This window comes from Duganella sp. SG902 (assembly GCF_013376005.1).
In the GTDB taxonomy this organism is placed as follows: Bacteria; Pseudomonadota; Gammaproteobacteria; order Burkholderiales; family Burkholderiaceae_D; genus Rugamonas.
In genome coordinates this window covers 112,926-136,376 of sequence record NZ_JABMJK010000007.1, presented here as the reverse complement: position 1 = coordinate 136,376, position 23,451 = coordinate 112,926, and the positions used below count along the sequence as shown (strand labels likewise).

15 protein-coding genes, 1 tRNA gene and 1 pseudogene are annotated in these 23,451 nt (G+C 61.0%); 9 read left to right on the top strand and 8 right to left on the bottom strand.

Annotated features, from left to right (window positions below; all coding sequences use genetic code 11):
- Window positions 1-7 precede the first annotated feature (7 nt).
- On the bottom strand, window positions 8-769 hold the full coding sequence (locus FHW83_RS16845; protein WP_176647500.1) for a PEP-CTERM sorting domain-containing protein: 762 nt from the start codon (window positions 767-769) through the stop codon (window positions 8-10).
- A 36-nt stretch (window positions 770-805) separates the two neighbouring features.
- The gene (locus FHW83_RS30795) at window positions 806-1,555 is read right to left on the bottom strand and encodes a PEP-CTERM sorting domain-containing protein (RefSeq protein ID WP_176647499.1); all 750 of its coding nucleotides are present in this window, start codon (window positions 1,553-1,555) and stop codon (window positions 806-808) included.
- A 223-nt stretch (window positions 1,556-1,778) separates the two neighbouring features.
- Here FHW83_RS30795 and FHW83_RS16835 point away from each other — a divergent pair, with 223 nt between their 5' ends.
- Together FHW83_RS16835 and FHW83_RS30790 are read left to right on the top strand one after the other, a co-directional pair.
- On the top strand, window positions 1,779-2,036 hold the full coding sequence (locus FHW83_RS16835; protein WP_176647498.1) for a hypothetical protein: 258 nt from the start codon (window positions 1,779-1,781) through the stop codon (window positions 2,034-2,036).
- A 98-nt stretch (window positions 2,037-2,134) separates the two neighbouring features.
- Window positions 2,135-2,770, top strand: a complete 636-nt coding sequence (locus FHW83_RS30790; protein WP_176647497.1) for a PEP-CTERM sorting domain-containing protein — start codon at window positions 2,135-2,137, stop codon at window positions 2,768-2,770.
- 82 nt (window positions 2,771-2,852) lie between these two features.
- On the opposite strand, the gene FHW83_RS16825 is transcribed toward FHW83_RS30790, so the two are convergent.
- Window positions 2,853-2,927: transfer RNA gene (locus FHW83_RS16825), tRNA-Val, on the bottom strand.
- A gap of 221 nt (window positions 2,928-3,148) precedes the next feature.
- Here FHW83_RS16825 and FHW83_RS16820 point away from each other — a divergent pair.
- The 3 genes and pseudogenes from FHW83_RS16820 to FHW83_RS16810 form a co-directional block, all read left to right on the top strand.
- Window positions 3,149-4,369: a tyrosine-type recombinase/integrase gene (locus FHW83_RS16820; protein ID WP_176647496.1), complete on the top strand. Its 1,221-nt coding sequence runs from the start codon at window positions 3,149-3,151 to the stop codon at window positions 4,367-4,369.
- A 19-nt stretch (window positions 4,370-4,388) separates the two neighbouring features.
- The gene (locus FHW83_RS16815) at window positions 4,389-5,303 is read left to right on the top strand and encodes a site-specific integrase (RefSeq protein WP_176647495.1); all 915 of its coding nucleotides are present in this window, start codon (window positions 4,389-4,391) and stop codon (window positions 5,301-5,303) included.
- Between the two features lie 205 nt (window positions 5,304-5,508).
- Window positions 5,509-5,856: pseudogene (locus FHW83_RS16810) on the top strand (AAA family ATPase); the annotation flags it as partial.
- Between the two features lie 11 nt (window positions 5,857-5,867).
- Here FHW83_RS16810 and FHW83_RS16805 read toward each other — a convergent pair.
- From FHW83_RS16805 to FHW83_RS16790, 4 genes are all read right to left on the bottom strand, one after another.
- Window positions 5,868-8,888: a ligand-binding sensor domain-containing diguanylate cyclase gene (locus FHW83_RS16805; protein WP_176647494.1), complete on the bottom strand. Its 3,021-nt coding sequence runs from the start codon at window positions 8,886-8,888 to the stop codon at window positions 5,868-5,870.
- A gap of 490 nt (window positions 8,889-9,378) precedes the next feature.
- Window positions 9,379-11,841 carry an alpha-L-rhamnosidase C-terminal domain-containing protein gene (locus tag FHW83_RS16800; protein ID WP_176647493.1) on the bottom strand — a complete coding sequence of 821 codons (2,463 nt, stop codon included), beginning with the start codon at window positions 11,839-11,841 and terminating at the stop codon, window positions 9,379-9,381.
- A 101-nt stretch (window positions 11,842-11,942) separates the two neighbouring features.
- Entirely contained in the window at window positions 11,943-13,451 is a 1,509-nt protein-coding gene (locus FHW83_RS16795) for a DUF1593 domain-containing protein (protein ID WP_218106319.1), read from the bottom strand.
- Window positions 13,452-13,463: 12 nt separating this feature from the next.
- The gene (locus FHW83_RS16790; protein ID WP_176647492.1) at window positions 13,464-15,821 is read right to left on the bottom strand and encodes a glycoside hydrolase family 3 N-terminal domain-containing protein; all 2,358 of its coding nucleotides are present in this window, start codon (window positions 15,819-15,821) and stop codon (window positions 13,464-13,466) included.
- Window positions 15,822-16,269: 448 nt separating this feature from the next.
- Between FHW83_RS16790 and galB the strand changes: the two genes are divergently transcribed.
- Window positions 16,270-18,831, top strand: coding sequence for a beta-galactosidase GalB (gene galB, locus FHW83_RS16785; protein WP_176647491.1), 2,562 nt, complete (start codon window positions 16,270-16,272; stop codon window positions 18,829-18,831).
- Between the two features lie 114 nt (window positions 18,832-18,945).
- Here galB and FHW83_RS16780 read toward each other — a convergent pair whose 3' ends face one another.
- The gene (locus FHW83_RS16780; protein WP_176647490.1) at window positions 18,946-19,590 is read right to left on the bottom strand and encodes a TetR/AcrR family transcriptional regulator; all 645 of its coding nucleotides are present in this window, start codon (window positions 19,588-19,590) and stop codon (window positions 18,946-18,948) included.
- A gap of 135 nt (window positions 19,591-19,725) precedes the next feature.
- Here FHW83_RS16780 and FHW83_RS16775 point away from each other — a divergent pair, with 135 nt between their 5' ends.
- Genes FHW83_RS16775 through FHW83_RS16765 form a run of 3 tightly spaced genes read left to right on the top strand, consistent with a single transcriptional unit; the run spans window position 19,726 to window position 23,451 of the window.
- Window positions 19,726-21,360, top strand: coding sequence for an FGGY-family carbohydrate kinase (locus FHW83_RS16775; RefSeq protein ID WP_176647489.1), 1,635 nt, complete (start codon window positions 19,726-19,728; stop codon window positions 21,358-21,360).
- On the top strand, window positions 21,347-21,991 hold the full coding sequence (locus FHW83_RS16770) for a class II aldolase/adducin family protein (RefSeq protein WP_176647488.1): 645 nt from the start codon (window positions 21,347-21,349) through the stop codon (window positions 21,989-21,991). The genes FHW83_RS16775 and FHW83_RS16770 overlap by 14 nt, the downstream gene beginning before the upstream one ends.
- Window positions 21,988-23,451, top strand: a complete 1,464-nt coding sequence (locus FHW83_RS16765) for an aspartate aminotransferase family protein (protein WP_176647487.1) — start codon at window positions 21,988-21,990, stop codon at window positions 23,449-23,451. The genes FHW83_RS16770 and FHW83_RS16765 overlap by 4 nt, the downstream gene beginning before the upstream one ends.

Genomic DNA, 23,451 nt, shown 5'->3' with positions numbered 1-23,451 from the left:
ATGCTTGCTACTTGCGACGGCGAACCAGGCCCAGCAAGCCCAAACCGGCCAGCAGCATCGCGTAGGTTCCAGGTTCCGGCACATTGCTCACTGGCGGCACCAGGCTGCCCGGCGGAGGCAGCGGCGAACCGTCGGCCACGGCGGTGAACTGATAGGTCAGGCTGGTGGCGCCGGCCGATGCCGAACCGAGGCCGGAAACCCACAGCGAAGCATTAAAGCCAACATCCAATGCGAGCGCATTCGTTGCGGTGGTGGACGAGCTGAAGTTGCTGTAATAAGTAATGTTGGCCTTGCTGTAGCTAAAGTTGATGAATGAACTCGAATCGCTCACGGTGTCGCCGGAAAATACACCGCCCGCGTAGCTGCCGATGTACCCCTTGCTGCTGATGTACACATTCCCACCGTTATCCGCGTTCGCCGAGCGCACGTAATTGGCAGTGGCATTGCTGGTAAAGGAGCTGCCCAGGTCGTAGCCCTGGTGGGCGATCACCAATAGGCCACGCGTGGCTGTGCTGCCATAGAAAGTGGAATCGCCCAGACGGCTCGGACGCGTGTTCTCAACACTGGTCACATAGCGGTCCGGCGCGAAGTTAAAGGCAATCGCGTTGCCGGTCACCATTACGCCACCGAGGTCAAAATAGTCAGCATCCACCAGGAAGTCCACATTGACGCCGCTCAGCGTCACATAATTGGCGGCTTGGGCGCCGGCTGTCACACCCATCGTCAACAAAGCGGGCAAAACCACGCGTAGGGATCTAAATATCTTCACAGTCATTCCTTCGAAAATGGTTGCATTAAAGTTGCATCAGCCTTGCTTGCGACGGCGGCTGGCGGCGGCGAGCACTCCCAATCCGGCCAGCAGCATGGCATACGTCTCAGGTTCGGGCACCGGCGTGATCGGCGGTGTGCCGATGGTCAGCGCCGTAAAACCGTAACTCACAGAGGTGACGCTGGTGCTGGCGCTACCCAAGCCCAGTAGACCAGCCGAGTAGTAGAAACCATCCTCGACGATCAGGGTGGAATACAGGCCCGAGCCAAAATCCGTATCCGGAGCGGAACTCTTAATCACGGTGCCTGGCGAAGTGAAGCTTTCATAAAAATTCGCCGACGATCCGATGAACAGGCGCGACGACCTGGTGACATGGCCGTTGTAATAGCCACCCTCGTAGACATAGTAGCTTTCCTGGAGCATGCCGTTGCTTCTGCCGCCGGTGTTGATGAATTCCACCGTGACAGAGGTGGTCAGACTGGCGTTGAGCTGATAGCCCGTGTGGGCCACCGCGATCAGGCCCTTGTTGAAGTTGTCGCTAAGAGTCTCGGAGGCGTTATCGTTAGCGGTCTTGGAGGTCGCGGTGGCGGAATAAAACGACGGCAAGGCAAAACTGATGCTGTCGCCCACCACCGATGCGGTGCCAATGCCATATAAATCCGCGTCATAGTAAAAGTCGGCGTGCGCGCCGCTGATCCCGATGTAATTGGCGGCGGTCGCCGCGGACGACGTGGCCAGCGCGAAGACAGCGGTGGCGAGCAGTCCAACAAACTTTTGGTTCTTCATCCCAGCTCCTGACTAACGGTTGTTAAAATTTAATTAAATAATACAATGAAAATAATGTTATGGAAATACTATTTCCAAAATAAATTAATAAATTCATACCAGGAGATTTTGGGCGCTTATTCAGGGCACGACAGAACAATCAACCTTGATTCGATAGCAAAAAGCAATCATTACTTGCCGATGGTTGCGTTATGCTATTCGCAACGCTCAGCTGAGACCGGCTATGCCACACATCCTTCAACAAATTTATCGCGGCTGGGAGATCACCATACGGTGCAACGCCAGGACCGAGGCCGGCCACCCGAACAAGTACACGGCCGTGGCCGAAGCCACACTGCTCCCCGGCGAGGATCCGTCCGCGTGGGTTGATCCCCGGGTGCAGGTGCTGAGCACCGGCGGGCGATGCTATTCCAGCGACCAGGAATGCGTAGCCCTCCTCCTGTCGGAGGCGAAACAGCTCATCGATGCGCTGCGAAGGTAGGCTGCGGCTGAGGTGTCGCAGAACCGGAGGGACGATTGAACAACCTGCCCCCACATTCGGTTGCAAATATTATAATAGATACAAATTTGGGGGAATCTATGAATATCAAAAACTTCTTCGCGATAGTCGCATTGACGTTGGCTAGTGGCTTGGCCCAGGCCGGGGTGGTGTTCGATAACGGAGCGCCCGCCGACAACAGCTACCACTGCATCTCCGGTCCGAAGGCGTGCGGAGGGTCCGGGACCTGGACTATCTATGACCAATTCACCCTCGCCTCACCGACCACGGTAAGCGGGTTCGCCAACTGGAACGTGGGGATTGTCGAGGGCTTTTACGACGCAACCAAGTGGAGTATATGGACGTCCACCCCAACCAACGGCGGCGCGGCGCTTTATTCCGGCACGTCAGTGGCCACGATCGCCATCGACCAAGGCTATTTACTCGCGACCGTGGACGGCCTGGCCATCGACCTCGCGGCTGGTAATTATTGGCTGGGCATCACGCATGTATTGCGCGGAAATAGCGTCTGGACCTATGCGATCAGCGCCAATGGGCAAGCCGACGCGTTGCAATGGGACGGCGCAACGAACCGAGCAGCCGATCTTGGCGACATGGCTTTCGTCATCACCGCCGCCGTTCCCGAACCAGATCTTTACGCCATGATTCTGGCCGGCCTCGGGTTGTTCGGGGCAATTGGCTGGCGCCGCAAGCATCCTGTCTACATTCGATCGTGAAATAATAAACTACACCTACAAAAAAAGCCGACCTATGGAATGGTCGGCTTCTTTTTTCAGTGCTTCAAAAACACTAGAATTCTGGTGGGAAGTGCAAGTTTCGAACTTGCGACCCCTGCAGTGTGAATGCAGTGCTCTACCCCTGAGCTAACCTCCCGTCGATCGGCGGCATTATAGCGGCCTTCCCCTGTGACGTACAGGCCAAAATCGATTCAATGCGAGGCAACACACCCCCGCTAAAAATATTGCTGCTTGTAGCACGCTCAGATTGATCTATGTCCGCCGGCGTTCGCGGGATTCCGCTAATGTTTGTCATACTTTTGTCATGCTCTGCTACCGTGTTTCATCAATTGAGGGCCAGAGCTACCGGAGAAATGGATGTCTTTCAAAATCGACACAGTGGCTGCTCGACATGGCCTGCCACCCCGTCGCGATCCCTACTGGCAGCGTATTCGGGTTGGCTTTTACCTCGGGTATCGCAAACAAATTGCCAGCAGCACCGGCACTTGGCTGGCGCGCGCTCGCGAGGCCAACGGTGGTACCCGCCATTGGTACCCGCTCGGAACCTTCGAAGACGTTCCAGCGCATCAACGCTTCGACCACGCGCTGGCGGCCGCGCAAAAGCTGCTGTCCCAGCCAAGCCCGCCGCCCGCGCCGCAGTCGACGCAGAAGCCGAGACCGACAATTTTGAACGTCTGTGAGCAGTACGTCGAACATGCTCGCATTGCCAAAGGCGATCATGCCGCGGACGAACTGGCAGCGCGCTTCGCACGCTGGATCGCGCCGGATCCAATCGCCGCTATTCCGATCGATGAGCTCACAGCGGACCAGGCGCGCGCCTGGCGCAAACGGGTCAGGGATAAGCCAGTCAAGCCGAAGTATCTGCCGCAACACCCTCGCAGCCTTGATACCGTCAACCGTGATATTGCACCGCTGCGCGCAGCGCTTAACCAAGCATTGCAGGACGGACTGATCACCTCCGATCGGGCGTGGAGGCAAGCATTGTGCTCGTATAAAAACGTTGGCCAGCGCCGTACCCTGTACCTCGATCTCAGCCAGCGTTTGCAGCTGATCGAGCATGGCAGCGGCGATATCGCGGTGTTCTTGCAAGGACTGGCCATGCTGCCCATGCGTCCGGGCGCGGTCGCCCATCTAAAAGTGGGCAGTCACGAGCCTCGGCTAAGCACGCTTAGTGTGGGCAAGGATAAGGCAGGGGCCAACCGCTGGCTTCCGCTTCCCGCAGCAGTGAACGAGTTCCTCACCCGCATCGCCGCCAATCGCTCTGCAGGCGAGCCGCTGTTCGTGCGCGAGTGCGGTCTGCCCTGGACCAAAGACGCGTGGAAAAAACTGATCAAACGCGCTGTCCTCAAAGCTGGGCTGCCGGAGCAAACCGTGCTGTACACGCTCCGCCATTCAGCCATAACCGACATGGTGTGCGCTGGTGCCGACCTGCTGACCGTAGCAAAGATCAGCGGCACATCGGTGGCGATGATCGAAAAGCACTACGGGCATCTACGCGATCATGTTGCGACCGCAGCCTTGTCATCGCTGCTCCCTCCGTCGAACGATAAGAATAGAATCGACGAACAAAAACCTTGAATCGAACAAGGGAGCTGCAATGCAGAACGGACCGAACGACGCCCCCTTGACTGTGCTGCTTGCGTGTCATCGCTTTACCGAGAAGGTGCGCGCCGCCAAAGGTGATGCGGCAGCGAATGAACTCGCGGCTCGCTATCGCCGCTGGGTCGAATCCGACCCACTAGCGGGATGTGTACTGTCAAAATTGACCAGCGACCAGTTGAAGCAGTTTCGCGTCCGCTTGATCTCTGCCCCGGTGACCGGCGCCGATTCAAAACTACGACCGCGCCAACCTGCGACCGCTTTCCGCGATCTCGCCGTCGTGCGAGCAGCACTCAATCAAGCGATTGCGGATGGCTTGGTAACGGATGACAGCGCGTGGCGATCAGCACTGCGGGTGACGCGGGAGGCGAGTCGTCACCAACTGCCGTACATTACCCGCAGCTTGCGCGGGCAATTTATCTCCGTCGCAAGTAAGAGCTTCAAGCCCATGGCACAAGCGCTTTGTCTATTGCCTCTCCCGCCATCGGTATTGATATCCCTCAAAGTCGAGAGCTTCGACGTGACGACCGGAGAGTTCCACAATGATTTGCTTGTCGGCGATGCTCCGCTGAAACTAGCACTTCCCCCGGACGTTTCCAGCTTTTTGACGGAAATCATACGGGATCGCTTAGGCAGTGAGCGACTTATCGTTCGCAGCAGCGGCGCCGCTTGGTCGATCAGGGGACTCAGCAGACGGGTTCAGAGGTATGCACGCGCGGCAGAATTCCCAACGAGCTCGCCAATCCAGGCACTGAGGCACTCAGTAATTATTGACATGCTGCGTTCGGGAATATCGTACGCAGCAGTAGGCCAACTGTCGGGTATCTCCGTGTCGACACTATCCAAACTTTATGAGGCAATATGCGACAACGATGCGCCAGTATCCACAAAACGCACCATCCCCACTCAATGACTAGCGAAACCTCGAACACGCTGAATCCTTGGGCAATTTCGCCAAGGACTTTCTTCGATACCATCAAAGATACCATCCGCAGTTAGTTCAGAGCCTTGGCACGTCAACGCGAAGGCTTTTGCAGGCCGTGAAGAATGTCATCGGGTTGAACGCATCGATCTTACTCTCCTGCTTGGTTGGCTTGCAGGCCGAGGCGTACGCTACCGCATTGCACGAACAGTCGCACGGCGAATCGTTCTGGAGCCTGGTAATGCATCGCTTTCGTGGCGAGGGCTTCTACATACTGGATGAACCCGAGGCCGCCCTGTCGCCTCAGCGTCAGCTTTCTTTACTGAGCCGGCTCCATGAACTTGCCGCTGATGGTGCGCAGTTCGTGATCGCGACGCACTCGCCGGTTCTGATGGCGTATCCGGATGCGTATGTCTACGCGTGTTCGGACACAGGACTCAAACGAGTTCGCTATGAAGAGACCGAGCATTTCCAAGTAATGCATGATTTCATTAAAAATCCGAAGCGCATGCTGGATATCTTGTTGGATGGTGCCGGGCGATAGCAAGCTCAAAGTTAGCCGTATTCGATCCTATTACGCCCGTTTTCCTTGGCGCGGTATAACGCCATGTCAGCCTGTTGGATCAGTGACTCTGCCGTGGCGTTCCCGGCTCCGGTCGCCACGCCGAAACTACAGGTCACATCAATCGCTCCCCCCTCCCCGATTTCCATCGGCGCGGCGCAGACTTCGAGATGCAAACCATTAAGACGCCTGCGTCCACTATTCGCATCCAGACCAGGCAACAGCAACAAGAACTCCTCCCCGCCGTAACGGCCAAGCGCATCATCATCTCGCAAACGTTCCTGAGTCCGGCGCACGAATTCCTTCAATACCGCGTCGCCTGCCAAATGCCCATAGGTATCGTTGATACGCTTGAAGTGATCGAGGTCCAGCAGCACCAAAAGGAACGGCCTGCCGCTGGCCTGTGTCTCGGCGATCTGCCGGGTAATCAGGTCCATAATCGCAGCCCGGTTCCATATCTGAGTCAGGCTGTCCCGTAGCGAGCGCTGGCGGTGCTCTTCACGCGACACTTCCAGTTCCTGTGTGCGCTGCTGAACCAAGGCCTCCATCTCGCGCTGTCTCAGCAACATCTTGCGCCAGCGCCAACGGGAAAGCGCTACCGATAGACCTGCTGTCGCTCCGATCATCAGCGTCAACGCCGCAGCGTAAAACCAATACGACTGCCACCATGGCGGCATCACTGTGAACGTAAGCTCCTCTACCGGGGAACTGGTCTGCGTCACGATATTTTCCGCCATGACCTTCAGCACATAACTACCCGGCGCCAGCGCCGTATAGCGCAGTTCCGACGATTCGGTAATGCTCCAGTCATGATCCAGTCCGCGCAGGAAGTAGCGGTAGCGCAGTCCCTCGTAATTCTGGAACGACAACACCGCCAGTTTTACCGCCAAGGTCCCTTTACTCCATGGAACAGAAAACGAGGTGGTCGCTTGCGGTGCGTCATCGACAGTGACCGAGTCGATCAAAACTTTTTGCGGCCGTAGCGTAAACAACTCTTCCGGATGGGACAAGTGGGACACGCCATTCGAGGTCCCAATCCACACCGAACCATCAAGGTCTTCGTACAATGCATGCTGACTGGTGTCGTTCCATATCAGCCCGCTTTGCTGATTGAGCACACGCCAGCCCCGACCATTCCAGACGCCGATCCCGCCCTCGGTACCGACCCACAGCCAGCGGCGGCTGTCTATCAATGTCGATTGCACCGTGCGGCCTTTGAGCGGACTGTTAGCGAGATCGAACGTACGCGACGACAGCTGTGGGGCAAGCGCATCCGCATCCACCCACCACACTTTGGTCTCATCCGCATGGGTTAACAGCAGGCTATTCTCATCACAGCTCAGATCAATCAGCTTCATATCCACGGACGACGCAAATTGCGGCCGGGACCAATGCCCTTCCACGTGCCGCAACAAGACACCATCAGCAATGAACCACTGAACACCAAGCGCGGTCTGGCAAGCAGCGCGTATTGCGGACTCCGTCCGCACTCCAGCCATGCGTTCGCTCAAGCTTACCAACCGAGGCTTGTTGGCACCGTTCTCTAATCGATACAGCCCTTGCTCGGTGCAAATCCACAGATTTCCGCCGCTGTCAACCAACAGTATCTGTATCATGGGCAGCTTTGCCACCACCTCGAAGCGGCCGCCAGAACGGAGCTTCCTGAGCAGCAAGCCGGAAAACGAGCTGGCCCAAACATTGCCGGACCGGTCTTCGACCATACTGCTCCACTGGGTCCGGTCTGCTCCCGCAGCTATTGGATGGACAATGAATCGACGTGTAACGGGATCCAGTTTTGCCGCCCCTTGTCCAGTACCGACCAGCAACGCCCCGTCATTGGCGCGTAAAAAAGACCACACTGTGTTGCTCGGCAAACCCTGACGAGTACTCCAGCTCTCCCATTGGCGATAGCCTTGCCAATGAACCAGTCCTCGCCCAGCGATTCCTATCCATAGATCGCCATCCCGGTCCATCAACAGCGCGCTAACCTCGTCATCTGGGTTAAATCCCTGCTCCTCACCTATCGCTTGCCAATTTCCTGGCGAACCACGCAGCAAGCCGAAGCCGTTGGATGTGACCAGCCGCCCATCCAGGTCCGCCGTCATGACCGGCGCTATGATACCGTCCCCCCCAAGCGGCGCCGGGCGACGCTCAATGAACCGCCCGGCGCCTGGCGGCAGCGACATCATCATTCCCGTGCTGCTGCGGCACCACAGTTCCCCCTTGCCATCGAGCAGCAACGCCGGCCAGCTCTTGCCACCGGTCGGTACTCCTTGCGCGTGGCCAAATACCCGCAATTCGCCATTGCTATAATGGCACACCCTTGGTCCGCACCCCATCCAGAAGTCACCGTCATGTCCGGTCGCGATGCTGGATACCTCCTCGTTTCCGCTTGACCGTGCGCGCCCGCCGCCGAAAAATGGGGTCGCTTCAAGGCCCTCTCCGTCCCGCTTAGCTTGAACCCGCCAGAGCTGATCCCCGCTGACTACCAATAGTTGATCAGAACCAAATGATGCGAAGTGTTGACCAATGCCGACTGGCAGTACCGTTCCCTCACGGGTATGCACCGTCCGGCACGCTGCTCCCTCGATGCGGCACATCCCTCGTCTCGTCCCAACCCAAACATCGCCATACTGATCAGTGTGCAGCGCCGCCACTGGAATGGCTGGTATGCCTCCGGACTGTGAGAACCGGCGAAAACGCTCACCATCGAAACGGTATAAACCATTAACGGTGCCGACCCAGAGATACCCCTTGCCATCTTGAGCAAGTGCGGTCACCTGCAAGTTATCCAGTCCTTCAAGTTGTCCATAGTGACGCAAGGGCAGTTGCTGGCTAATGGCCGGCGCGGACAAAAGACAGGTCAGCAATATTGGCAACCAGAACAGCTTTACGCCCTGGAAAACAGCGTCGCGCGATCCTAGGCTGCAGCTCCTGGTGCGCAGGTTGGCGAATAGAATAGCGATGAGCCGACTAAACAGGCCGGGGATGGGAGGCGAAAAATTCAATGACATAACGGCCCTGCGGCACGCCCTCCTTGTTGCAAAGCTGGGGTGCAAAGCTGGCGGCATCTGCAGACCAGCGAAAATATTACAATGTAAAACACCAACAGAAATTTCGGAAGGGAAATATTAAACCATACGATTCCAAATGTGGGACTTTCCCGACAACTTAGCATCGTCAAGCTGGAGCAGGCACGACGCGGTCCATCACTTGTCCAGGTTCCGCAACGGCCAACGTTGAAGCTGAGGAACCGGCCCATCGCACTGGGTCGATCGTCATACCGCTCAGCCCCCGGAGGGCGCAACTGAGGCCTTGGCGCGCGACCGCACCGGGTATCTGTGGGCCAGGACTCCAATGCGCTCGCCGGGCGCGTGCGATGCTGGGCCACGGCGGGCTCATCTGCCGACCTCGTTCGCCGCATGCACATTACCGGACTGATCGATCGCAGCAATTCATCGGCTCCGTGTGGTGACACCGCAAACGCGTTTGCCGGGCAGGAATTCAACGAGGCAATCGGAAAGTCGTCCTGGTTTTCGTAAGAGGATAATCCTTGCCTTTCCACCGAAACACCCCGCGCAGACCGGCCGGCTTCCAGATAGTTGTCGATACGCTCCGCTTCGACACCCCATAGCGCACCCGTACCGGCCCCGACGGCGTCGCGGCAGTCACGTCCAGCGCGGTCAGACTTCCTAGATGGGGCGCGATGAGGATACGCGCGTAACCCGGCGCGTCTGGTCGGATGCCGGCAACAAAGCCGAGCAGGTCGGCCGTCGGATGAGCACTCCAGGCGTGGGAATCGGAACGTGTGTTGCCACGCTCCTCCGGCCAGGTCGTGTAGTTCAGCTTAAGGAGGTCGCGCCAAGTCGACAGCAAGGCCAGATAACGATCAGCCTGGCCCGCATGCGCGAAAGCCTGCGCAAGATACCATGAGAAGTAATAGCTTGTCTGCGTTATGCCTTCCGGTGCATCGATTCCGGTGTTCCGTGTGATACGCGACAGTATTTGCCGAGCCTCGAGGCCATGCGTCACACCGTACAAGATCGCCAGCGAGTTCGAATGTTGCGAGAACTTTGTCAGCGACGGGTCGTCTGCGAACAGGCCGCGCTCAGCGCTCCAGCACCTGGCACGCACCGCTGCCGAAATCGCTCGGGCCTTGTCCGCATCGGCAGCGCCGAGGTTTCTATCGCCCAATGCCGATTCCAGCCGCGCCATCTGCTGGAGCGCCCCCAGATAGAACAGTGTTGTAAGGCACGATTCGCCCTGCTGGTCATAGGAAGGAAAGACATCCCTGTCCTGCCCGGACTGCCCGACCCAATCGACGAAATTCCACGTCGGCGTCTTGCCGAGGATATGCGAAGGACGTAGATATTTCGCATACCATTTCAGCACCTGGCGCGCACGCGGCAAGTTACGCGTTACTACCGCCGGATTCGGATTGTACCGATAATAATCGTCCAGCATGCCAATCCAGATCAGCGAAAACGGTGCGATGAGGTTCGAAGTGCGGCTAGGATAAGCGCCCTCGGTAAGCCCGTCTACGTTGGACCAACCAATGGCATCGATGGCGTTCACAGCCAGCCTGTCATCGCCCGTCACCGCGTACGAAATCAGCGCCTGCAAGCGGGTGTCGCCAACATACTGGAGCCGCTCCCAATAAGCCGAGTCCATATACGTTTCGTGCGCGTCAATCGTGGCGGTGCGCCAGCCAATGTTCCATATCCTGTTCAACTGGACGTCATCGGAGACGAATTTCGCCACCTGTCTGAACGGGTAGCCGGTTTCGAAAACCGTGAGCTTCTCCAGGGTGAGGGGCGCCCCCTGTGTTTCCACCTCGAGCTCGAGGAAACGCCAGACACGCCAATCGAGCGACTCGAACTTACGGCGCTCCCCGTCTGCGATGAACGTGTCATAGATCCCCCTGGGGACGCGGGTACCAACTTCGGCGCGATCGGCTTTCCTGCCCTGCGCGTCGTAGAGCGCCTCGGCATACAGCAGTTTGATTTTGGCGTCCGCGCCTCCGGAAACCGTCAAGGATGGATAGGCTGCCACCATCGCGGGCCGCGCCAGCAGGATCTTGACGTGGCTGTTCGCCGGGATGGTGACCGGTTGCGCCGGGAAGACCGTCGTGGCGGACATATCGGTGCGCACGACATGACCAGGCTCGACTTCTTCGTACCGCATTGAGGGAAGCGGATCGGGCGTCAGGGTCCATGGCACAGTCGCGTTTGCCTCAATGACCGGCACCGAATCTTTCCAACCGGCCGGGGCCAACGGGCCGGTCTCCCAGCCCCAGTCAGCGTCCGCAGCCGTGATCACCTCCGGGTTGGATGCGGCATAGAAAGCATCCTTCAAGTGGCGCCACAGTTGTTTTACCGCGGCGATCGAAGTGTGACCGGCATCAATCCGGCCTTGCCATTGGGGTCCGCTGTTTAACATCTCAAAAGCAGAATCCTCGGCCCGCAAATAGAATGCCGTTTGCGCGCCGACTTGCGCAAGCGGACCGGAGGAATGGACCAGGTTCCAGACCACAACGCCCACGTCATTGTGTCCTTGGCGCAGGAAAGGCGCGATATCGACACGCTTGTAGCGCCAGTGTTTGAGGTCGCTGGTCGCAGGACCAGCGGCCGCCCGCCGCCCGTTCACATACAAGATGAACCGCGGGTCGGCGCTCACGTCGATCCACAGGGTCTCAGGCACGCCGGCAAGATCAACGCTGTTTCTTAAGTGAAGAACGGTGGCGACCTTAGCCTGCAGGTCAGGATGTGTGATCCACACGGCTTCGGCAGCCCGTGCACCGTGCAGCGGCCATGTACACAAGAGCGCCATCAAGACGGTCATCGCGCGAACCATGTCCACCAGCACAGGGAATGGAGCGAAAATTCTCCGGCCCCGTTTGCCGATCATGCCAGGGTCCACGGAGCCGCCCTTGCCCACGCCACCATCATTCATATAGTTCACTGTCATGCTTTGCCTCACAGTAGTCAGTTGCGCGGTTTTCGGGTTTGGGGAAAGCCCGGATCTGTCGTTAAAAGGCACGAGTCCGACCTCCATCATGTTGTACGCCCTCATTGGACCGAGGCACGGACATTCAAGATGACTCGCCGATAGGTCGTGAGCGGGAGCGTACCGGTATCCGTCACCTCGAGGACGATGTGTGCAACACCGTCCTTGCATTTCATGTTTTCCGGGAGCCATCCGGGCCGACAAACCGACTTCGGGATAATCGTAGTCGTAGGACCTTCCGCGTTGGATAATGTAATTCCCGCCATGTGCCGACCAAGCGTGTAGCCGGCTTCCGGATAACTGATCCAGCGAAAATGCAGCGCCTGTCCGTCGGGATCTCGGCTCGCGCCGGCATCGAGGATGACTGGCTTGCCGACTTCCGCATCGACCACGATTGGCCTGCTGCCTTCAATGCCGTTCACAATCGCGATTGGATTGTGGTTGGCCTTGGAGAACGGCTCGACAGTCCAGTCCATCCGTGCCGAGAAATCGTTTTGAAAGGCCGTCCGCCAGCGCCAGACGGTGGCCTGGTCGGACACGTGGGGCTTCCCGTCGACGCCAACGACTTCGTCTTGCGATGACGGCCCGCCGCCGACATGGCCGCCCTGCGTCCAGATGGACCGGGTCTCGCCATAAGGCTTGCGGTAAATGTAGCGGCCGCCCCAGCCCCCCCAACCTGGATGGGCAGGACTGTTGAGACCATTGTTGACCAGGCCAAGAAATGCCGGTGTATCGCCTTCCATGATAAAGGCGAAACGCGGATAGTGGGTTCCCAGCGGCCCCTTGCTTCGGATGTGGGTATCGAGCCAGGCATTCGTCACCGTCGTACCGTCGGCGCCTTCGCCGTTCCTGTAATAGACGTCACCGCTGATACCGGTCCAGGTCGCATAATAGTAGTCGGCGGAATCGGGCGTCGACGGCTGCACGATATAAAAGAGTCCAGGGAACTCCCGTCGTATCCATGGGCCGGCGTCGTCCTGGTCGGAAATCGCGTAGACACGGAGCTTGGCGACGAAGGCGTCTACCGCCTCGGGCACGCGCGTTGCGCGGACATGCGCCAGCGCTTGCGCGAGCGTATTGGCGCCGGCCCATATGCTGATCCAGACAGGCCGCGAGTCCGGACGGTCGACGGCAGCCACGATGGCTTGCGCGCCTGGCGACATCCTGTCCGGGCCGACAGCCGCCATACCATATCTCGGCTGTCCGGTAACCACCAGATCCCGCAGCCGCGCCGCCTCCGGCCAACCCGGCGCGTGCAGCATCAGGTTGGGTCTCACCTTCGCATAGGCGTCAATGATTTCCTTGAGCGTATGCGGGTTGGTGGTATTCCGCAACCATGTCGAGGTGGTCGCGACCAGTCCCTCCATGTCGAACTCATTCGAATACACCAACAGGCGCACGAATGACATCTGATCGTCGGGCTCGTTGCCGATGTCGGTGAGCACGATCAGCCTTGGTTTGCCCTCGAAGGCGTCGACCAGGGCCGGCGAGGCCGCTTGCGCCGCGCCCCACGCACCGGCCGCCAACGAAGCCGCGGCCAGTATACGACACGTCAGGAATCGATTCTTCACAGCGCGCGATCGTCAAACAACGAGCAGTTTTGCCGACTTCAGGTTGTCGGAGCTGTTGCCGGTACTGATCATGAACGCGCCTGGCTCGACCGACCATTTCATCGCCTTGTCCCAAAATCCCAGCGCTTCGGGACCGAGCTCGAACCGTACCGTGGCAGTGCCGCTGGGGGCGAGCGTGACGCGACGGAAGGCCTTCAGCTCCAGGACCGGGCGCGGCACCGAGCTGACGATATCGCGAATATACACCTGCACGACTTCGTCGCCCTCGCGCTTACCGGTATTGGATACGTCGACTTCCACGGCAAAGCGTTCGTCGGCGCCGATCCGCGTCTTCGACAGGCGCGGCACGGACAACTCGAAGGTGGTGTAGCTGAGTCCATATCCAAACGGATACAGCGCCCGGCGCTTGCCCTCGACATAAGGCACATGATCGGCCGAGGGATGACGGTTGTAGAACGCCGGGAGTTCCCCCATCGAGCGGGGGATCGATACCGCCAGCTTACCGCCGGGATTTACTTTTCCGAACAACACGTCGGCGACCGCGTGTCCGCCCTGCTCGCCCAGGTACCAACCTTCGATCAACGCATGCGCGCTTTGGGCAAGCTTGGTCGTCGCCAGAGGGCGGCCGTTGAGCAGCACCGCGATCACCGGTTTACCGCACGCCAGCATGGCATCCACGAGCGCATCCTGATCGCCGTACAGGCCCAGGGAACTACGGTCGCCAGGGTTGACCATCGTGACCGTTTCCCGGGTGATCTGCTCGTTGTCGCCAACGACCAGCACCACGACATCGGATCTGCGCGCGACCTCGACGGCGGCGGCGATCCGGGCCTCATTCTCCGCCTGCGGGATTTTGCGTATGGTCTGGACCTCGGGACGTACGCCGTGCGGCACCGGCACGTTGATCCACACGCCATCGGACTGCTCGATCGTCACGTTCGGACCGGCGGCGGCACGCATTCCCTCCATAACGCCGACCGTCTGTTTCGGCCAGCCGGAATAACCGCCCAACAACGGCGTGACCGAGTTGGGACCGACCAGCGCAATCCTCAGTGTCTTGCTCGCGTCAAGAGGCAACACGCCGTCGTTCTTGAGAAGGATGATGGCTTTCTGCGCGGCTTTGCGCGCCAGTGGAATCGCCGCAGGATCGTCGAGCACAGCTGCCGCGCGCTCCGGATCGACGTAGGGATTTTCGAACAAACCCGCTTCGAACTTCATTGCCAGGACGCGCGCGACGGCGGCGTCAACGTTCGCCAGCGGGACGCGACCGTCCTTGACCAGTTTGGCCAGACGCAAATAATTGCTGCCCTCTGGAAGGTCGGCATCGACGCCCGCATTCAGAGCGAGAATCGTCGCCCCATCTGGGTCCTCGGCCATGCCATGCAAACTCGCCAGTTCCGCCACACCACCATAATCGCTGAAGTACGCCCCTTTGAAGCCCAGGAGTCCCCGCCCCGTTTTTTGCAACAGGTCGGCGTTGGCATGCGACGGCACGCCCCCCACCTCGTTGTATGACGGCATGATGATCGCCGCGTTAGCTTGCTTCACGGCGGCCATGAAAGGCGGCAGATAGGCTTCACGCAACAGGCGCTCCGACATGTCCGATGGTCCAATGTTCAAGCCGTTCTGCGGCATGCCATGGACGAAATGCTTGAGCGTCGCGAACAGGCGGTCCGGCGCGATGGGCCTTGCCGGCCCCTGCAGTCCCTTGACCGCCGCCGCCCCCATCACGCCAACATGGTGAGGATCCTCGCCGAACAGCTCCTCGCTACGGCCCCAGCGCGGATCGCGCACGAGATCCAGCACGGGACTCAGCGCGACTGTGACGCCGCGGAGCCGCGCCTGGCGTGCCGTTAGCGTGAAACATGCTTCGACAAGTTCAGGATCCCACGTCGAACCAAGCGCCGGCGGGATAGGGAATGACGTCGCGCCTTTCACCGCCAGTCCATGTGCGGTTTCTTCATGAAAAAGGACCGGAATGCCAAGGCGGGTATTTTCCACCGCATACTTTTGGACGGCATTGATGAAGTTCACCATATCCTCCGGCTCACGAAACGAGTTGGTCAGATAACGGGCACTTCCCGCGAGATCAGACGGGCGTCCGATTTGCCCAATCCCGTGAGGGATTGCCTTCGCCGCCCTTTCCGGTGAAAAGGCAAACGTGCCGACGTCGACAAGCATGCGCTTATTCATCCACAAACAACACAGCTGGGCGACCTTCTCGTCCAGTGTCATTCGCTGCAACAGGTCGCGCACCCGCTCGGGGATCGGCTGCCCCGATCTCTTATAGAGCGGCGCCGGGCTGGCCAGCGCCGGGATCGCACATATAAGGCTTGCCGATGCCAGCAAGGCTCGTCTCGTCATTTTCATTTTCAGTCTCTTTCTCTTTAACGCGTGTAGATCAATGAAGATACTTGAAGCTGTCCAATGTCGGCTATCGACAACCATTAGTACAGGTACCGTCAGTTACGGAGTGACGCCGGACCAGTCGTCGCGCGAGGTTAGCGACTGCACTGGCAGCATGGCCCCTGTCCAACGGTGACGATGTATCGATCATGGCGGAGATGACGCCACAGGTCATCAGTGCGTGACAACTGGAAGTATGGCGTGTGACGAGAGTCCTGGCACCGTCTGAACGGACGATGTAACCAAGCCTTGATACCCGCACCATACGCTCAAAAGCTTTCTTGGGACTTGCCCGCTCGCCCCCGCACCGCCACAAGCGGACGAAGCATCGCCGGGAACCACACCTGGGTGGCCGGCGCCAAAGGCACGCCCAGCACCATCACCACACAAACACGCTGATCCAGGAACATCCATGACACGCCACGCCCACCTCCTTATCTGCCTCTCCCTCGGCCTGATGTCGCTCCAGGACGCCAGGTCCACCGACGCCATATCGCCGCGCGAACGTCTTGCCTTCAACACCGACTGGCGCTTCAACAAGGGCGACCCGGCCGGTACCCTGGCGCCGGCCGCCGGCACCAGCCCGGACATGTGGAACGCGGTCGCCACGGCAGCCGGATTCGACGACGCGGGTTGGCGCAGCCTCAACCTGCCGCACGATTGGGGCATCGAAGGGCCGTTCAAGCAATCCTATCCTGGCGAGACCGGCAAACTACCCTCGTGGGGCGTCGGCTGGTACCGCAAGCACTTCACGCTGCCTGCGGCGGACGCCGGGCGCCGCATTTACCTGGACGTCGACGGCGCCATGTCGCACGCCGCAGTCTGGATAAACGGCCATTACGTGGGCGGTTGGCCATACGGCTACGCTTCTTGGCGCGTGGACCTTACCCCTTGGGTGAACCCAGGCGCGCAGAATGTGCTGGCTATCCGCCTCGACAATCCGCCCGACGCATCGCGCTGGTATCCGGGCGGCGGCATCTACCGCAATGTCTGGCTGGTCAAAACGGCCCCGTTGCATGTGGCACAGGACGGCATCTTCGTGACGACGCCGAAGGTGACGACCACGTCCGCCATCGTGAACTTGCAGGCGACGCTGCAGAACGATGCCGCGACAGCGAACGTGCGGGTGACGACCGAGATCTACGCACTGAGCGCCGATGGCCGCCGCCTCGGCGAGCCTGTCGCACGTCGAGAGGCGGCCACACCGGTCAAGATCGTGGCCGGACGCCAGGCCATGATCAGCCACGCATTGACGCTGCCGCAGCCGCGCCTGTGGAGCATCGCCAACCCGCAGCGCTATGTTGCTGTCACCACCGTCAACGCGAACGGCCGCGTGGCCGATGTGGTCGAAACGCCGTTCGGTGTGCGCAGCATCACGCTCGATCCGGAGCGCGGCCTGCTGCTGAACGGCGAGCACATCAAGATCCAAGGCGTCTGCCTGCACCACGACCTGGGAGCGCTGGGCACCGCGATCAACACGCGAGCGCTTGAACGCCAGCTGGAGATCCTCCGAGAAATGGGCGTCAACGCGATCCGCACCAGCCATAATCCACCCGCGCCCGAGCTGCTCGACCTGACCGACCGCATGGGCTTTCTGGTGCTCGACGAAGCCTTCGACGCCTGGGCCGTCGGCAAGAAGCCAAACGACTACCACACATTGTTCACCGCTTGGCATGAACAGGACCTGCGTGCGATGATCCGGCGTGACCGCAATCATCCAAGTGTGTTCGGCTGGAGCATTGGCAACGAGATCCCCGAACAGGGTAAGAGCGAAGGTTGGAAGCTCGCCGCGCGGCTGGCCGCCATCGCGCGCAGCGAAGACCGTACCCGCCCGCTCACGATGGCCAACAACAACATCGAAGCGGGCTACAACGGTCTACAGGAAGCCGTCGACCTGTTCGGCTATAACTACAAACCACATGAATACGCGAACTTCCACGACCGCGCCCCGCACATTCCGATATTCGGCAGCGAAACCGCGTCGACGGTCAGCTCGCGCGGCGTATATTTCTTCCCGCTAGGGGACGATGGGACAAAGGGCATGGCCGACTTCCAGGTCAGCAGCTACGACCTGACCGCGCCCACTTGGGCGACGCTGGCTGAGACGGAGTTCCGCAGCCAGGACGACCATCCCTTCGTCGCCGGCGAATTCGTCTGGACCGGTTTCGACTACCTCGGCGAACCGACGCCCTACAACAGCGACAGCACGAATCTTCTGAATTTCAGCGACCCCGCCCAGCAGCAGCGCGCCGCGAAGGAGCTGGCGGAACTGAAGAAGATCGAGATCCCCTCGCGCAGCTCCTACTTCGGCATCGTCGATTTGGCCGGATTCAAGAAGGACCGCTTCTACTTGTACCAGGCGCGCTGGCGCCCCGAGTTTCCCATGGCGCATTTGCTGCCGCACTGGAACTGGCCAGAGCGGCTTGGGCTGGTTACGCCGGTACACTTGTACACTTCGGGAGATGAGGCGGAACTGTTCCTGAACGGCACGTCGCTCGGCCGCAAGAAGCGCAGTCCGCGCGACTACCGGCTGCGCTGGGACGACGTCGTCTACGCGCCCGGCATCCTGCACGCCGTGGTCTACAAGAATGGCAAGCCGTGGGCCGAGGACACCGTGCAAACGACGGGCGAACCGGCCGGGCTTCGACTTGTCGCCGACCGTGCGACGCTCCGCGCGGACGGCGCCGACCTCGCCTTCGTGACCGTGACGGTGACCGACAAGGCTGGCCATACGATACCGCGCGCCAGCGATCGCGTAGCGTTCAGTCTGAGCGGACCGGGCGAGATCGTCGCCACCGACAACGGCGACGCGACCAGCTTCGAATCCTTCCAGTCGCCCACACGCCGGGTCTTCAACGGCAAGGCGCTGGCGATCGTGCGCACCCGGCCCGGCCAGGCCGGCCGCCTGGTGCTCACCGCGAGCGCGCCGGGGCTGAGTGGTACGCAGGTGACGCTGGACAGTCGCCTGCCCTGAGCGCAAAGGGCCGCCGGAGTTTGGCTCAGAGCCGGTCGACCGGGATACCCTTGCGATCCGAGGTGCCGCCAGCAGTGAGGATTGCCGTCAGCCTACCATGCCGGCCACCCCGCACTAGCCGCGCAAGCGCGTCAGATGGCTGGCGATCATGGAGGCGATCACATCGGCCACCGCCCGCGGACTCAGTGGCTCGTCGAACAGCAGCTCCACGCCTGCATAGATCATGTCGACCGTAACACGCTCGACCAGCTCAAGCGATTTCGGCGGCACATCGGGAAACGCCGCGCGCAGCAGTCCACTCTGCGCCGCCACCACTTGCGCGTGCGAATCCAGACGCACTTTCTGCAAGGTCGGCACCGCGCGCAACGCGCGCAAGATCCATACGCCCCCGGTCGTCTCGCTGGTGACTTTGTAGGTTTCCAACAACAGTCCGGCCAGCGCGCGCTCCAGTTCGACCACGCTGCCGCGCAACGCCTGCGCCGTGATCCAGAGTGGAATCAATTCATTCTGGCGCTGCATCAGGCGCTGCCCCAGCTCGCACAGCAACGCGTACTTGTTGGGGAAATAGCGGTATAACGCAGGCGGCGTCAGCCCTGCATGCTCGCACACCATGTTGGTGGACAAACGCTCCACCCCGACGTCGGCCAGCAGCCGCGCGGCCGCCTCCAGGATGAGTTCATAGGTATCGGAAGCTCTCTGCTGGGCCGGGATTTTCTTGGCCGCTAGGCTGGGTTTGCTCGAGGTGCTGCTGGTGACCATGGCGGAAGTATGAATGGAAAGAGTCAGGCCAATTATCGCATGAACAAAATTGTTGCGGAATTATAGCCATCGCTATATGCTAGTCATAACTATCTTTCATGAAACAATCGTCCGCCGGGAGCCACCGCCAGCACCATGTCTTATTCAGTCCAACCACCGTCAAGCGACCGCGCCAGCGCGCCGCTGGTCCTGTCCGTCGATCTTGGCACCTCGGGTTGCAAGTGTGCCCTGATCACCCTGGAGGGCGCCGTGCTCGCGTGGGCCTTCGAGCCGGTGCACCTGCACGTGGACGGCGTAGCTGCGGAACAGGAACCAGAAGACTGGTGGCAAGCCTTGCTCACCACCGCCGGGCGGCTGTGCCATGCAGACCCCTGCGTACGGCGGCGGATCGTGGCCGTCTGCTGCTCCACGCAAACGGAAGGCACGGTCTGCGTCGACCGCGACGGCAATGCGCTGGGCCGCGCCATGCTTTGGCTGGACATGCGCGGCGCCGGCCCCATCACCCGCCGCGCGCGGGGCAACTGGCTCAACATCGAGGGCTACAGCCCGCTCAAGCTGTGGCGCTGGCTGCGCCTGACCGGTGGCGCCCCCGCCCTGTCCGGGAAGGACAGCGCCGGCCATATCGCCTTCATCCGCGACATGGATCCGGCGCGCTATGAGCGCACCGCCAAGTTCCTCAACGTGCTCGATTACATGAACCTGCGTCTGAGCGGCCGCGTCTGCGCCACCCGCGATTCGATCCTGACCGCCTGGGTCACCAACAACCGCGATCCGCTGCGCATCCGCTACGACGACCGTCTGATCGCCATGCTGGGAATCGCGCGCGACAAGCTGCCGGATATTGTCGCCTCCACCGAACTGCTGGGGCCTTTACGCCGCGACGTGGCCGAGGCGCTCGGCCTGCATCCGGGCACCATGGTGGTGGCCGGCGCGACCGACACTTCCGCCGTCGCGGTAGGCGCGGCGGTGGCCGACTACGCCTCCCACCTGTACCTCGGCACCTCCTCCTGGCTCGGCGCGCACGTGCCGCACCAGAAAACTGATGTGCGGCGCAAGATCGCCTCGGTACCCTGTGCCGTCGACGGCCGTTATCTCGCCCTGGCGCTGCAATCGACCGCCGGCGCCAATCTCTCCTTCCTGCGCGACCGCATCTTGTTCCACCCCGACGAACTGCTCAGCGACGAACAGCGGCCGGACGTCTACAACATCCTCAACACCATTGCCTCCCGCGTGCCGGCCGGGGCTCGCGGCCTGATTTACATGCCTTGGCTGTTTGGCGAGCGCACGCCGGTCGATGACCCCAGCTTGCGCGCCGGCCTGATCAATCTCTCGCTGGCCCATTCGCGCGAAGACATCATTCGTGCGTTCATGGAAGGTGTCGCCCTCAACACCCGCTGGATGATGGAGCCCTTTGGCCGCATGCTGGACCGTTCGCCGGGGCCGGTGGCCGCCGTGGGCGGTGGTGCGCAGTCGGACCTGTGGTGCCAGATCATTGCCGATGTCACCGGCCAGCCGGTGCGCCAGATGGAAAACCCGATCCAGTCCAATGCCATCGGCGCCGCCTTCATTGCCGCCATCGGCATGGGCGAGCTGCGCTTTAACGACCTGCACCGACTACAGCGCGAACGCCGCGTCTACGAGCCCGCCACCGCGCTGCGCACGGTGTACGACGACCGCTACGCGACGTTCAAGGAATTACGCCAAACACTGGCGCCGATCTACCGACGCCTGAACCCACCCACCGAAGGAGTCCCCCATGTTTGCCCATGAAGAGCGGGAGCGCATTGTCGAGATCTGTCTCGACCTGTCGCGGCGCGGCTATCTGGCTGGAACGGGTGGCAACATCGCCTTGCGCATCGACAGGGAGCTGTTCGCCGTTACCCCGTCCGCCACCGATTACTTCAGCATGCGCGCCGCCGATGTCTGCGTGGTTCGCCTGTCGGACCTGCGACAGATCGAGGGCGAGCGCGCGCCCTCGGTCGAAACCGGACTGCACGCCAGCGTGCTGCGCGTGCGGCCTGACGTCCGTTGCAGCATCCACACCCACCAGCCGATCGCCAGCGCCTACGCCCTGCTCAACCAGCCGCTCGACGCGCGCGATGAGCAGGAGCGCCACATCCTGGGCCCGCGTATTCCAGTGGTCGGCTACATGCCGTCCGGCAGTGGCTTGCTCACCCGCCTGGTGCGCCGTGCGTTGCGGCGCGACGTCAATGCCTACCTGATGCGCAATCACGGGGTGCTGTGCTGCGGTCCGACCATCAGCCAGACGGTGCGCGCGGTGGAGGCGCTTGAACGCCTGGCCGAACAACGCTTAATCGAACGCATCACCCAGGAAGCCAACATCCACCCAGCCCGCTCAAACGCCTTCCGCCGCCTGCTGGCGGCAATGGAGAACTCATGAACGTCAAAGACCTTTCCCCATCGACGGCCATCTCGGCCTGGCCCGATGTCGACTCCCTGTACCGCCGCTTCGCCGAGCTGGTACGCCAGCCCATGCGGCCACTGCGCAAGGAGAGCATGGCCAAGGTGATGCGCTATTTCGATGAGCGCTGCGCCGGCTCCAAACGCCTTGCGGAAGCGGCGCGCCACGTCATTCCCGGCGGCGTGCAGCACAACCTGGCGTTCAACCATCCCTTCCCGCTGGCGATGAGGCAGGCGGAGGGTGCCTATCTGACCGACGTCGACGACAACCGCTACATCGACTTCCTGCAGGCCGGCGGCCCCACCCTGCTCGGTTCGAACCATGCGGCCGTGCGCGCCAAAGTCAACGAGGTGTTGGATAGCTGCGGTCCGGTCACCGGCCTGCTGCATGAATACGAGGTCAAGCTGGCGCAGCTGGTGTGCCAGACCATGCCCGGGGTGGAGATGCTGCGTCTGCTGGGCTCCGGCACCGAGGCGGTGATGGGCGCGGTGCGCCTGGCCCGCGCCTACACCAAGCGCAAGTGGATCATTAAGATCGGCGGCGCCTACCATGGCTGGAGCGACCAGCTGGTGTATGGCATGCGCCTGCCCGGCACCGGCCGCATGGAAGCGACCGGCATTCCGCGCGGCTCCACGGCCTATACCCAGGAATGCCCGCCCAACGACCTCGACGCCCTGCGGCGCAAACTGCAACTGAACCGCCTGCGCGGCGGCACCGCCGCGGTGCTGCTGGAACCGCTCGGCCCCGAAAGCGGCACCCGGCCGGTGCATCTGCAATACAACCAGCAAGTCCGCGCGCTGTGCGATGAATTCGGCGCTCTGCTGATCTTCGACGAGGTCGTCACCGGATTCCGGGTCGGCCCGGGCGGCGCCCAGGCCTACTTCAACGTCATGCCGGATATTACCGTGCTGGGCAAATGCCTGGCGGGCGGCTATCCCATGGCCGGCGCCATCGGCGGCCGGCGCGACGTGATGCTGCTGCTGGCGGGCGGCATCGGCAGCACCGCCAAGCGCGCCTTCGTGGGCGGCACCCTGTCGGCCAATCCGCTGTCCTGTGTGGCGGGCTACCACGCCCTGAAGGAGGTCATCGACACCGATGCCGCAGGCAAGGCTGGACGCGCCGGCGACCGGCTGCGCAAGGGCCTGGAGCAAATCATCGAGCGCCGCGGCCTGCCCTACGTGGCCTACAACATGGGCTCCATCGTGCACCTGCAAACCTCCGGTGTGCTGCTGCTCGACACCGGCAACCTGTACAAGCTGTGGCGCGTGAAGGACGAGGCCAAGGCCCGCAAGCATATGATGGAAGAAATGGGCGCGGCCTACTCCGCCCATGGCCTGATCACGCTGGCCGGCAGCCGCATTTACACCAGCCTAGCGGACACCGACGCCGTGATCGACGATGCGCTCAACCGCTTCGACGACGTTTTCAAGCTGGTGTGA

Excerpts from the sequence above, each read along its gene's own strand:
- FHW83_RS30795 (WP_176647499.1), bottom strand. The coding sequence starts at position 1,555 with ATGAAGAACCAAAAGTTTGTTGGACTGCTCGCCACCGCTGTCTTCGCG.
- FHW83_RS16835 (WP_176647498.1), top strand. The coding sequence starts at position 1,779 with ATGCCACACATCCTTCAACAAATTTATCGCGGCTGGGAGATCACCATA.
- FHW83_RS30790 (WP_176647497.1), top strand. The coding sequence starts at position 2,135 with ATGAATATCAAAAACTTCTTCGCGATAGTCGCATTGACGTTGGCTAGT.
- FHW83_RS16820 (WP_176647496.1), top strand. The coding sequence starts at position 3,149 with ATGTCTTTCAAAATCGACACAGTGGCTGCTCGACATGGCCTGCCACCC.
- FHW83_RS16815 (WP_176647495.1), top strand. The coding sequence starts at position 4,389 with ATGCAGAACGGACCGAACGACGCCCCCTTGACTGTGCTGCTTGCGTGT.
- FHW83_RS16805 (WP_176647494.1), bottom strand. The coding sequence starts at position 8,888 with ATGTCATTGAATTTTTCGCCTCCCATCCCCGGCCTGTTTAGTCGGCTC.
- FHW83_RS16800 (WP_176647493.1), bottom strand. The coding sequence starts at position 11,841 with ATGACAGTGAACTATATGAATGATGGTGGCGTGGGCAAGGGCGGCTCC.
- FHW83_RS16790 (WP_176647492.1), bottom strand. The coding sequence starts at position 15,821 with ATGAAAATGACGAGACGAGCCTTGCTGGCATCGGCAAGCCTTATATGT.
- galB (WP_176647491.1), top strand. The coding sequence starts at position 16,270 with ATGACACGCCACGCCCACCTCCTTATCTGCCTCTCCCTCGGCCTGATG.
- FHW83_RS16780 (WP_176647490.1), bottom strand. The coding sequence starts at position 19,590 with ATGGTCACCAGCAGCACCTCGAGCAAACCCAGCCTAGCGGCCAAGAAA.
- FHW83_RS16775 (WP_176647489.1), top strand. The coding sequence starts at position 19,726 with ATGTCTTATTCAGTCCAACCACCGTCAAGCGACCGCGCCAGCGCGCCG.
- FHW83_RS16770 (WP_176647488.1), top strand. The coding sequence starts at position 21,347 with ATGTTTGCCCATGAAGAGCGGGAGCGCATTGTCGAGATCTGTCTCGAC.
- FHW83_RS16765 (WP_176647487.1), top strand. The coding sequence starts at position 21,988 with ATGAACGTCAAAGACCTTTCCCCATCGACGGCCATCTCGGCCTGGCCC.